Annotated in this window: 9 protein-coding genes and 1 rRNA gene; 6 read left to right on the top strand and 4 right to left on the bottom strand. The window is 66.4% G+C overall.

Annotated elements, in window-relative coordinates; all coding sequences use genetic code 11:
• Both rrf and HGB51_RS17850 read left to right on the top strand, forming a co-directional pair.
• Window positions 1-114, top strand: a 5S ribosomal RNA gene (gene rrf / locus HGB51_RS17855).
• Window positions 115-922: 808 nt separating this feature from the next.
• Window positions 923-1,435: an REP-associated tyrosine transposase gene (locus tag HGB51_RS17850; protein ID WP_425505393.1), complete on the top strand. Its 513-nt coding sequence runs from the start codon at window positions 923-925 to the stop codon at window positions 1,433-1,435.
• 101 nt (window positions 1,436-1,536) lie between these two features.
• On the opposite strand, the gene HGB51_RS17845 is transcribed toward HGB51_RS17850, so the two are convergent.
• Both HGB51_RS17845 and HGB51_RS17840 read right to left on the bottom strand, forming a co-directional pair.
• The gene (locus tag HGB51_RS17845; RefSeq protein WP_070208844.1) at window positions 1,537-3,267 is read right to left on the bottom strand and encodes a M28 family metallopeptidase; all 1,731 of its coding nucleotides are present in this window, start codon (window positions 3,265-3,267) and stop codon (window positions 1,537-1,539) included.
• A gap of 52 nt (window positions 3,268-3,319) precedes the next feature.
• Window positions 3,320-3,982 (bottom strand): DUF4097 family beta strand repeat-containing protein, encoded by a 663-nt coding sequence (locus tag HGB51_RS17840; protein ID WP_070208827.1) that lies wholly within the window; start codon window positions 3,980-3,982, stop codon window positions 3,320-3,322.
• Window positions 3,983-4,077: 95 nt separating this feature from the next.
• Here HGB51_RS17840 and HGB51_RS17835 point away from each other — a divergent pair, with 95 nt between their 5' ends.
• Window positions 4,078-5,400, top strand: a complete 1,323-nt coding sequence (locus HGB51_RS17835) for a murein hydrolase activator EnvC family protein (RefSeq protein WP_070208828.1) — start codon at window positions 4,078-4,080, stop codon at window positions 5,398-5,400.
• A gap of 137 nt (window positions 5,401-5,537) precedes the next feature.
• Window positions 5,538-6,923: a S41 family peptidase gene (locus HGB51_RS17830; protein ID WP_070208829.1), complete on the top strand. Its 1,386-nt coding sequence runs from the start codon at window positions 5,538-5,540 to the stop codon at window positions 6,921-6,923.
• A 185-nt stretch (window positions 6,924-7,108) separates the two neighbouring features.
• On the opposite strand, the gene HGB51_RS17825 is transcribed toward HGB51_RS17830, so the two are convergent.
• On the bottom strand, window positions 7,109-7,801 hold the full coding sequence (locus HGB51_RS17825; protein ID WP_070208830.1) for a rhomboid family intramembrane serine protease: 693 nt from the start codon (window positions 7,799-7,801) through the stop codon (window positions 7,109-7,111).
• A 231-nt stretch (window positions 7,802-8,032) separates the two neighbouring features.
• Here HGB51_RS17825 and HGB51_RS17820 point away from each other — a divergent pair, with 231 nt between their 5' ends.
• Window positions 8,033-9,376: an outer membrane protein transport protein gene (locus tag HGB51_RS17820; protein ID WP_070208831.1), complete on the top strand. Its 1,344-nt coding sequence runs from the start codon at window positions 8,033-8,035 to the stop codon at window positions 9,374-9,376.
• A 60-nt stretch (window positions 9,377-9,436) separates the two neighbouring features.
• Here HGB51_RS17820 and HGB51_RS17815 read toward each other — a convergent pair whose 3' ends face one another.
• On the bottom strand, window positions 9,437-10,165 hold the full coding sequence (locus HGB51_RS17815) for a ThuA domain-containing protein (protein ID WP_070208832.1): 729 nt from the start codon (window positions 10,163-10,165) through the stop codon (window positions 9,437-9,439).
• Window positions 10,166-10,264: 99 nt separating this feature from the next.
• Between HGB51_RS17815 and HGB51_RS17810 the strand changes: the two genes are divergently transcribed.
• The gene (locus HGB51_RS17810) at window positions 10,265-10,912 is read left to right on the top strand and encodes a hypothetical protein (RefSeq protein WP_070208833.1); all 648 of its coding nucleotides are present in this window, start codon (window positions 10,265-10,267) and stop codon (window positions 10,910-10,912) included.
• The last annotated feature ends 18 nt before the right edge of the window (window positions 10,913-10,930 follow it).

The raw sequence follows: 10,930 nt of genomic DNA, 5'->3' as shown, positions 1-10,930 counted from the left end.
CTGGTGAAATTAGCGCTGTGGAACCACCCGATCCCATCCCGAACTCGGAAGTGAAACGCAGCTGCGCCGATGGTAGTGTGGCTCAAGCCATGCGAGAGTAGGTCATCGCCAGGGTTTACACCCAAAACCCCGCTGCTCACGCAGCGGGGTTTTTTCTTTGCGTGTTCGACGGGCAGTGAACACCGCCCACGATCTCTGTCCAACGGTAGGGTCGGTTCCCAAACGACCGCCGATAACGGTGATCGGCAGGGTGACGCATTTACCCTGATCGAAGGGCGATCCCTCCGATCACAGGTCATGCCCCAATGACGCGATCACCACCTCAGCGGTCGATCGGGATGCGACCCTACCGCCCGCGATCAGTGTCCAACGGTAGGGTCGGTTCCCAAACGACCGCCGATAACGGTGATCAGCAGGGCGACGCATGGACCCTGATCGAAGGGCGATCCCTCCGATCACAGGTCACGCCCCAATGACGCGATCACCACCTCAGCGGTCGATCGGGATGCGACCCTACCGTCCACGCTGTCTGTCCAACGGTAGGGTCGGTTCCCAAACGACCGCCGATAACGGTGATCGGCAGGGTGACGCATTGACGCTGATCGAAGGGCGATCCCTCCGATCACAGGTCATGCCCCAATGACGCGATCACCACCTCGGCGGTCGATCGGGATGCGACCCTACCGCCTACGCCGTCTGTCCAACGGTAGGGTCGGTTCCCAAACGACCGCCGATAACGGTGATCGGCAGGGTGACGCATTGACGCTGATCGAAGGGCGATCCCTCCGATCACAGGTCATGCCTCAATGGCGCGGTCACCACCTCGGCGGCCGATCGGGATGCGACCCTACCGGGGTTGGCTGACGGCACATCGCATCGTTTCCCGATACTGATCAACGAGCAGGAAGACGACGCTGTCGGCATGTCCAGCCCACGTCTCCTCATCGGCCGCCGTTCCCTTCAAGGGGCCTACTACATGCTCACCATGACCGTGGCAGGTCGCGAGCGAATCTTTACCAACGATGCCACCGTTGAGTGCGTCATCGAAGCGCTGCGCTGTTCAGACCGCGAGCAGCGATCCCGGACACTCGCCTGGGTTGTCATGCCCGACCACGTGCATTGGCTCATGCAACTGGGCAACGGGAACATCAGCCGCTGCGTTCAAGCGTTCAAGTCCCGCTCTTCCCGCGCTATCAAACTTCATCTCAAGAGTCAGAGCGCCGTATGGCAATCGGGCTTCTATGACCACTGCGTGCGATCAGACCAGTCCCTGCTGAAACAGGCCAACTACCTGATCGAAAATCCTGTTCGCGCCGGGCTGGCCACAAAAGTAGGCGATTACCCGTACTGTTGGACACGTTGGCCAACAGAGATTGACGCACCCGCGGCGGCTGACGTGCCAGCGCAGGCAGGTCAGCCGGCCAACGCCGCCTAGACCGAACATTCGCAACAGGCTCAACGTCCTGAATAGTGTCCCCAAGAAAAACGGCGCCCCGAAGGGCGCCGCTTTCTTTCAACCTCAGTGACATATACGGCTTACTTCGCCGCAGGCTTGGGCGTTGCCGTATCGACCTTGCCCTTCATCATCTCGTCGCGGGCCGCCTTGAACGGGTTGCCCTCGTACCAGTTCGGCCACCGGCCGCCGATTGCGATCTCACGACCGACGCCGTGCAGCAGCTCCAGGTCTTCCACGGTACCGTCCAGCTTCCAGGTGCTGGCGTCGTACTCGTCCTTCGGACCGTGGTAACGGTCGCGGCCGTAGGCTTCTGCCACCTTGCGGCCGGCTTCCACGCCGCCGTCCAGCAGGTCTTCGCCGCCGTCGGCATACAGTGCCGGCACGCCGGCCTTGGCGAAGTTGAAGTGGTCCGAACGGAAGTAGAAGCCGCTCTGCACCGAGGTCTCGCCGTGCAGGGTGCGACCCTTCTCCGCGGCCAGCGGCTTGAGGATGTCCTCCAGCTGCGAGCTGCCGAAACCGGTCACGGTCAGGTCCTTGGCCCGGCCGGCCACCGACATCGCGTCGATGTTGATCACGCCGGCAATCTTGTCCAGCGGGAAGGTCGGGTGGTTCACGTAGTACTTCGAACCCAGCAGGCCCGATTCTTCCAGCGTTACCGCCAGGAACACCACCGAACGCTCCGGCGCCGGCTGCTCGTGCGCCATCGCGTCGGCGATCTCCAGGATGCCGGCTACGCCGGTGGCGTTGTCGATGGCACCGTTGTAGATGTTGTCGCCCTGCTCGCCCTCATGCTTGCCCAGGTGGTCCCAGTGCGCCATGTACACGACCGCTTCGTCGGCATGCTTGGTGCCCGGCAGTACGCCGACCACGTTGCGCGACTTCTTCTCGGCGATGGTGCTCTTCAGGTCGAGCGACAGCTTGGCCTTCAGTGGCACCGGCTTGAAACCACGCTTGTTGGCGTCCTTGTAGGCCTGATCCAGGTCCAGCCCGGCGTCGGCGAACAGCTGGCGTGCCGCGTCCGCGCTCAGCCAGCCCTGTGCGGGCAGGCGCGGCTCCGGATCGTCCTTGGCCGGCAGGTCGTACTGCGGGCCCGCCCAGGAATTCTTCACCACGTCCCAGCCGTACGACGCACCGGCGGTGTCGTGCACGATCAGCGCGGCGGCCGCGCCCTTGCGCGCCGCTTCCTCGAACTTGTAGGTCCAGCGCCCGTAATAGGTCATGCGCTTGCCGTCGAACAGCGTCTCATCGTTGGCATGGAAGCCCGGGTCGTTGACGAACATTACGACCGTCTTGCCCTTCCAGTCCTGGCCGGCGTAGTCGTTCCACTTCTGCTCCGGCGCATCCACGCCGTAGCCGACGAACACCAGCTCGCTGCCGTCGATCTTCACTTCCTGCTGGCCACTGCGGGTGCCGATCACCATGTCGGTGCCGAACTTCAGGTCGCGCTGCTTGCCGGCCTGGTCCAGCTTCAGCACGGTGCTTTCGTCAGCGGTGGTTTCGGTCATCGCCACCTCCTGGAACCAGCTGTCGCCGTTGCCCGGCTGCAGCCCGATGCGCTGCATCTGGTCGCGGATGTAGTTCACCGTGCGCTCTTCGCCGGTGCTGCCCGGGGCGCGGCCTTCGAACTCGTCGGACGACAGGGTCTTGACCAGCTCGCCGAAATCGCCGGCGTTGATCTCGGCGGAGAATGCGTGGCCGGCAGCGGCCGGTGCGGTGTCGGCCACCGGCGCGGGGGCCGGGGCCGTGGTCTCGCCCTTGCACGCGGTCAGCGCGGCGGTGGCGGCCAGGCACAACAGAAGTTTGCGGGACATCATCGATTCCTGGTGACAAAGGGCCGGTGCGCGGGCACCGGGTGAAAGCGTATCAATTGGCGGGCGCGGTGTCGGTGTCGAACGGCACGGGCTCGGCGCCATGCACGGGGCCGATCGACGCGGTACGGTGCACATACAGCACGACCTCACGCTCGAAGTTCAGCTCACCGGCCACCGACGCCTTCGGCCCGATGATGATCCGCGGCTTGCGCGGCGCGCTCAGCGAAATGCCGAAGCTCGGCTTCTCCACATGGATGCCACCGCCCACCTGCGAGCCGACGCCGACGGTAATGTCCCCGTTGACGGTCTTGATGCTGTTGCTCAACCGCGTTTCGACCAGCCCGATGCCGCCGTTGACGGTTTCCACGCCACCGTCGATCTGGCTGCCGCGGTCGACGAAGATGCTGCCGTTGACGGTTTCGAGGTTGCCCTTGGCCATGACCCGCGGCCCCAGCTTGATCGCGCCGTTGACCGTGGACACGCTGCCGGTGCTGGCGCCTTCCTCGACCTTGATGCCGCCATTGACGGTCTGGATGCTGCGGGTGGTGGCGCCGCTGCTCACCTTGATGCCGCCATTGACCGTTTCAAGGTCGCCATAGGCCTGGCCGGCCTCGGCGGTGATGTTGCCGTTGACCTTGCTGATGTCATCCACCGCCCATGCCGACCCGCAGGACAGGGTCATGGCCAACAGCAGTGGGAGCGAGAGATGTTTCATGGGTGCGTCGTCCGGTATGCGGCTGGCAGGCCGCCTGCAGGAATGTCACCATGCAGCGCTGCGATCCGCATCTGCCTGAAGTCACTGGAAAGCCCTTGCGCCACAACGTCTTTTCCTCACGCCGGCATAACAATTCGTCCACCGGGCAGGGCCGTGGCCCGCTGTGGACGCTGGCGCTGTCGGCGGCCCTGGTGCTGGCGACCCTCGGCGCAGGACCGGTGGCGGCGCAGAACCCCAAGGAAACCGAACGCAAGCTGCAGAAGCTGCGGACCGAACTGAAAGGCGTGGCGCAGGAACGCAAGACCCTCGAAGGCCAGCGCGGCCAGGCCTCGCGCCAGCTGCGCGAAGCCGACGAAAAAGTGGCCCGCACCAGCCGAGGCCTGGCCGAAACCGAAACTGCGCTGCAGCGCGAAACCCGCGCCCTGCAGGAACTGCAGCAGCGGCGCAGCGAACTGCAGGCCGGCCTGCAGGCGCAGCGCCAGGAATTGGCCTCGCTGTTGCGTGCCGCGTACCGGATCGGCAACAACGCGCCGTTGAAGCTTCTGCTCTCGCAGGACAAGGTGGCCGACGCCAACCGCACCCTGGCCTACCACCGCTACCTGCAGCGCGAACGCGCGCGTCGGATCGGCGCGCTCACCACCGACCTGACCGAACTGGAAACGGTGGAAGCGCAGATCGTGGAGCGGCAGCAGGCGCTGGAAGGCACCCGCAAGCAGCAGAAGCAGCAGGCCGCCACCCTGGCCGACGACCGCAAGACCCGCGCGGCCACCGTGGCCAGCCTGGACGAGCGCTTCAAGGATCGCAGCGAGCGCGAGAAGGCGCTCGGCCAGGATGCAAAGGCGCTGGAAACGCTGTTGGCCAACCTGCGCGCGGCCGCCGCCCGCGCCGAGGCCGAACGCAAAGCCGCCGCACGCCGCGCCGCCGCAGAAAAGGCCGCAGCCGAAAAGGCCGAACGCGCTGCCGCCGCCAGCGGCACGCGTCCGCCGCCGCGCCCGGGCAAGACCCCGCCGGCGGTTGCGTCCGCACCCGCGCCCAAGGTCGGTGGCCTGGGCTGGCCGCTGTCGGGCAACCTGCTGGCCCGCTACGGCGGCAAGCTGCCTGACGGGCGGACCAGCAGCGGCGTGCTGATCGGCGCCGCCGCCGGCAGCACGGTGACCGCGGTGGCCGATGGCACCGTGGTGTTCTCCGACTGGATGACCGGCTACGGCATGATCCTGATCGTGGACCATGGCAATGGCTACATGAGCCTTTACGCGCACAACGACACCCTCCTGCGCGATGCCGGCGGTACGGTGAAGAAGGGCGACCCGGTGGCCAAGGTGGGGAACTCGGGCGGGCAGGGGGTAACGGCGTTGTATTTTGAACTGCGTCGTAACGGGCAGCCGGTGGATCCGTCTTCGTGGTTGCAGCGGCGGTAGGTCTTCGCTCAGCCACGCAGGGCGTGGCTCTACCAGCGGGCGGAGCGCCGCCGTTCTGGGCTGTTGTTCAACGGGAATTTACCGTGCGTTCGCGCATAATCGGGCGTGCCTTTCCCCCGCTTACCCTGGAGTGCTTCATGCGCGTAGCCCGTTCCGCCACCCTGCTGCTGGCCCTGGTGCCGGCGCTGTCATGGGCGCAGCAGACCGCCCAGGTTCCGGAACGTGGCGGCGATGCCGCCTCCACTGAAGAAGCCGTTACCTCGCGGGTACCGCTGGAAGAGATCCGCCGCTATGTGGCCGTCTACAACGCCGTGCGCGCGGCCTATGTCGACCCGGTCGAAGACAAGAAGCTGATGCAGTCGGCCATCCGTGGCCTGCTGCTCGACCTGGACCCGCACAGCACCTACTTCGACAAGGAAGATGCCGAAGCCTTCGACGAGCAGGCCGAAGGCGCCTACGAAGGCATCGGCGTGGAGCTGCAGCAGCAGCCGGACAACAGCAGCCTGAAGGTGATCTCGCCGATCGACGACACCCCGGCCGCCAAGGCCGGCATCCTGGCCGGCGACCTCATCATCGCCATCGACGGCAAGCCGATCAGCGCCATCGAGGCCACCGAGCCGTTGCGCGGCAAGGCCGGCAGCAAGGTGGTGCTGACCATCGTGCGCGACGGCAAGCCCAAGCCGTTCGATGTGCCGATCACCCGCGAAACCATCCGCGTCACCAGCGTGCGCAGCCGCATGCTGGAGCCGGGCTATGGCTACATCCGCCTGAGCACCTTCCAGGCCGACACCGGCGCCGACTTCCAGAAGCACGTCGCCCAGCTGCAGCAGCAGGCCGGTGGCCAGCTCAAGGGGCTGGTGCTGGACCTGCGCAGCAATCCGGGTGGCCTGTTGACCGCTGCGGTGCAGGTGGCCGACGACCTGCTCGACAAGGGCAACATCGTCAGCACCCGCGGCCGCATCTCGATCAGCGACGCACGCTTCGACGCCACGCCGGGCGACCTGCTCAAGGGCGCACCGGTGGTGGTACTGACCGACGCCGGTTCGGCCAGCGCCTCGGAGGTGCTGGCCGGCGCGCTGCGCGACAACGGCCGTGCCCGCGTGGTCGGCAGCCGCACCTTCGGCAAGGGCTCGGTGCAGACCGTGCTGCCGCTGGACAACGGCGACTCGGTCAAGCTCACCACCGCGCGTTACTACACGCCGAGTGGCAAATCGATCCAGGCCACCGGCATCGTGCCCGACGTGGTGCTGCTGCCGGAGAAGAAGGACGGCGACGACGACCTGCCGGCCAGCCTGTCCGACTACAGCGAAGCCACCCTGCCGGGCCACCTGCGCGGTGACGACGAAGGCGGCGAAGGCTACCAGGCCGGCGACGTGCTGCCGGGCGACGGCCCGATCAACGACGCCCTGGCCGAGCTGAAGCAGCCGGGCTCGGTGGTTGCGAAGCAGAAGGCAGAAGCGGCGAAGAAGCCGGCGGCGAAACCAGAAGCCAAGCCGGAAACCAAACCTGAGACCAAACCCTGACATGACGGTAGGGCCGGTTCCCAAACGGCCGCCGACCTTGGTGACGGGTGCTTTAACGCAGGGACCTGTGACGGAATACGCTCTTCTCCGCCAGACGTCCATGCCTCAATGATCTGATCACCGTCATCGGCGGTCGATTGGGATGCGACCCTACCGGCGTTCTCCCTGACGGGGCAAGACGTCCTTCAAAACCCGTGGCGCTTGCGCAGCCTCCGGGCGATGGCGGCGCGCACGTACACCCCGTAGGCCAGGCCGAACACGAAGCCGGCGATGTGCGCCCACCAGGCCACCATGCCGAAGCTCGGGCCGATGTAGGCGAACACCACCTGCAGCCCGGCCCACACCCCGATCAGCAGGTAGGCCGGGGCGCGCACGAATTCCAGGAACAGGCCCAGCGGGATCACCACGCCCAGCCGGGCGCCGGGGAACAGCGCCAGGTAGGCGCCGATCAGCGCCGACACCGCGCCGCTGGCGCCGATGATGATCTGGTCGGGGCTGCCCATCGTGTAGATCGCGGTGAGGTTGGAGATCGCCCCGCCCACCAGGAACAGCAGGATCAGCCGCCACGGCCCCAGCACCCGCTCGGCGGGCAGGCCGAAGATCAGCAGGAACACCAGGTTGCCCAGCAGGTGCGACCAGTCCGCGTGCAGGAACAGCGCGGTGAACAGCCGCAGCACGCTGCCGTCCTCGAACGTCGCCCACCAGTCCAGCGGCCGGGTCAGCCCGGTGGACAGGGCACCCCAGTCCATCCACAGGCTGCGGCGGGCGTCGCCCGGGCGCGAGATCGACCACAGGAAGGCCGCCCACAGCGCCGCGAACAGCAGGGGCGTGGCCCAGCGGACGGCAGACTTCTTGCGGGCGGGCAGGGAGACGAACATCGGTGCGCTAGCCTAGCGCGCCAAGGCGCCGGAAAGGGGTAAATGGCGGGTTCAGCCTGAATAGCCAGAACCGCCACCAACGTTATTGTTTCATTAACCGGTCTGGGTATACTCGCATACGGCGTCGTATGTCGGGAGGGGAATCCGGCGCGTTGTTCCAGGCCTTTCGGGGCGGGGAACAGCGCAGGCGCGCGTAGCCAAAACCACACGCAATTCCGGAGAGAACACACGATGCATACCGCTTCCACCCTCGCCCGCGTCACCGCCCTGGCTGTCGGCATCGCCGGCGTGCTGGCCGTTGGCCACGTCAACGCCGCCGCATTCCAGCTGAAGGAAAACAGCGCCAAGGGCCTCGGCCGCGCCTTCGCCGGTTCGGGCAGCGCCCAGGGCGACGCCTCGATCATCGCCGTCAACCCGGCCGGCATGCGCCAGCTGGAAGGCACCATGGTGCAGGGCGACCTGAGCGCCATCAGCTTCAAGGCCGAATACGAAGGCACCGGCCGCAAGCCGACCGGCCAGCCGCAGACCGGCGGTGACGGCGGCGACGCCGGCATGATTGCCCCGGTTCCGGCTGCCTACTTCCACATGCCGATCGGCGAAAAGGCCCACTTCGGTGTGTCGCTGACCGCTCCGTTCGGCTTCAAGACCGACTACGAGAACGGCTGGGTGGGTCGCTACACCGGCCTGAAGACCGACCTGAAGGCGATCGACCTGGGCTTCGCCGCCTCGTACGACGTCAACCCGTACGTGTCCTTCGGCGCGTCGGTGTTCGTTGAGCACCTGACCATCGAACTGAGCAACAATATCGACTTCGGCACCGCGCTGGCCCAGTCCCGCGTGCCGGGCTTCGCCCCGGGCAGCGCCGATGGCAAGCTGACCGTCGAAGGCGACAACAACGCCGTGGGTTGGACGGTCGGTGGCCTCTTCAGCCCCGATGAGAACACCCACATCGGCATCAGCTACCGTTCCAAGGTCGAGCACAAGGTCACCGGCGGCGACGCCACCTTCGACGTGCCGGCCAACGCCGCTGCCGTGCTGGCCGTTGCACAGCCGGGTCGCTTCATCAGCACCTCGGGCAAGGCCACGCTGACCCTGCCGGCCTCGGCCACCTTCAGCGTGACCCACAACTTCACCGACCGCTTCACCATGATGGCCGACGTCACCCGCACCGCGTGGTCGACCGCGTTTGACTCGGTCACCATCGACTATGCTTCGGCGCAGCCGGATTCGGTGCTGGAGTTCGGCTACCGTGACACCACCTTTGCTTCGCTGGGCGGCGACTACAAGCTGAGCGACACCGTCACCCTGCGCAGCGGCGTGGCGTACGACCAGACCCCGACCACCGACGCGCACCGCGACGTCCGCGTGCCGGACACCAGCCGCATCTGGCTGTCGTTCGGCCTGGGCTGGACCCCGTCGGCGAACATGGAATACAACTTCGGTTATACCCACCTGTTCACCAACGATCCGAACCTGATCGTGCCGGGCACCACCAACAACCAGGGCAACTCGCTCAACGGCAAGTACAAGGTCCGCGGCGACGTGCTGGCTGCTTCGTTCCAGTACAAGTTCTGATTCACGGCGTTCGCGCCGCGTAGTACCGGAAGGCCCCGCGCAAGCGGGGCCTTCTGCGTTTCAGCACTGCGGTGAGCGGCCTGCGGCGTACAGCAGGCCCTGGCGCAGGTGCGCCAGGAAATCGCGGTTGCGGTACACCGCCGTGTCGTGGCCCAGGCCGGTGTACCAGCTGCGCCCGCCATCGAAGGCGTGGCACCACGCGATGGGGTGGTCGGCGCCCATGGTGCCGCCGCTGTAGCGCTTCTCGTCCACGGTGGCGGTCACCTGCACCGTGCCGCGCGGGTTGCTGCGGTAGTTGTAGAGCTCGTCGCGCACGGGCCAGGCAGTGCCCACGGGCTTGCCGTCGCGTTCGGGCTGCACCGGGCTGAACTGCAGGCCTTCGGGATGGTTCTTGAAGTAGGCGCCCACCAGCTGGCCGTACCACGGCCAGTCGTATTCGGTGTCGGCCGCCGAATGCACGCCCATGTAGCCGCCGCCGGCGCGGATGAAGCTCTCCATCGCCTGCTGCTGCGCGGCGTCGAGTACATCGCCGGTGGTATTGGCGAACACCACCACCCGGTAGCGGGCGAGGTTGACGTCGTTGAAGTCGGCGGGGTTCTCGCTCTGGTCCACCGCCATCCGCTCGCGCCCGGCCAGCAGGCGCAGCGTGCTCACTGCGGTGGGGATGGAATCGTGGCGGAACTTCGCGGTGTGGGTGAACACCAGCACGCGGTCTTCCTGCGCCGTGGCAGGTCCGGCAACGGTGGACAACGACAGGACCAGCAGCAGGGGCAGGGTCAGTGAGCGCATGGGCCGATCATGACACAGCGTACAATCCCGGTCCCCGCACGCCCGGCAGCACTGTCGTGCGGGGGTACCTGCCCCACGATGTATGACACGGAGAAACACATGTCGCGTTACCTGCTTCGCACGTCCCTGGCCATGAGCATGGCCGTCTTCTCGGCCCCCGCGCTGGCCGCCCCGGACTTCGCCGCCTGCTTCACCCTGACCCCGGGCCTGTCCTGGTCCACCGGCGATGAAACGCTGACCATCGAAAAGGCGAGCTTCGCCGGCCAGGACGCCATCAAGGTGCACAGCGCCGGTGGCGGCGTCGGCATGGCCAGCTACTACGACGCCAGCGGCCGCCAGCTGCTCGGCCAGGACCGGTATGGCATCTCGGCCTGGGGCGGCGACGCCTCGCAGCCGGTGATGACCGACACCTTCAAACCGGCACCGACCTTCCCAGCCAGCGCCAAGCCCGGCGAACGCTTTGAAGTAACCGGCAAGGGCGAACGCACCCATCATGTCGAAGAGACCGTCACCGCGATCGACTATGACGGTTTCTCCGATTACACCTTCGTCGGGTTCGAAGACGTGGAAGCGGAAATCAGCTATCAGCCGCGCACGTTCAAGGACACCTGCCACGTCACCGCGACCTTCGAAGACAACCGTATCGAAGCCTGGTACGCGCCCGGTTTCGGCCGCATCAGGTTCGAGCGCTACATGGGCGACCAGCGGTTGATGCGCGACGAGATCCAGTCGATCGAAGCGGAGTGATCCGCATCGCGTGACCCA

The sequence above is a fragment of the Stenotrophomonas bentonitica genome (assembly GCF_013185915.1).
Lineage (GTDB): Bacteria > Pseudomonadota > Gammaproteobacteria > Xanthomonadales > Xanthomonadaceae > Stenotrophomonas > Stenotrophomonas bentonitica.
The sequence above is the reverse complement of the archived record's forward strand: the minus strand, read 5'-3'. Positions and strand labels throughout refer to the sequence as shown.

Excerpts from the sequence above, each read along its gene's own strand:
- HGB51_RS17825 (WP_070208830.1), bottom strand. The coding sequence starts at position 7,801 with ATGTTCGTCTCCCTGCCCGCCCGCAAGAAGTCTGCCGTCCGCTGGGCC.
- HGB51_RS17820 (WP_070208831.1), top strand. The coding sequence starts at position 8,033 with ATGCATACCGCTTCCACCCTCGCCCGCGTCACCGCCCTGGCTGTCGGC.
- HGB51_RS17850 (WP_425505393.1), top strand. The coding sequence starts at position 923 with ATGTCCAGCCCACGTCTCCTCATCGGCCGCCGTTCCCTTCAAGGGGCC.
- HGB51_RS17815 (WP_070208832.1), bottom strand. The coding sequence starts at position 10,165 with ATGCGCTCACTGACCCTGCCCCTGCTGCTGGTCCTGTCGTTGTCCACC.
- HGB51_RS17840 (WP_070208827.1), bottom strand. The coding sequence starts at position 3,982 with ATGAAACATCTCTCGCTCCCACTGCTGTTGGCCATGACCCTGTCCTGC.
- HGB51_RS17830 (WP_070208829.1), top strand. The coding sequence starts at position 5,538 with ATGCGCGTAGCCCGTTCCGCCACCCTGCTGCTGGCCCTGGTGCCGGCG.
- HGB51_RS17810 (WP_070208833.1), top strand. The coding sequence starts at position 10,265 with ATGTCGCGTTACCTGCTTCGCACGTCCCTGGCCATGAGCATGGCCGTC.
- HGB51_RS17845 (WP_070208844.1), bottom strand. The coding sequence starts at position 3,267 with ATGTCCCGCAAACTTCTGTTGTGCCTGGCCGCCACCGCCGCGCTGACC.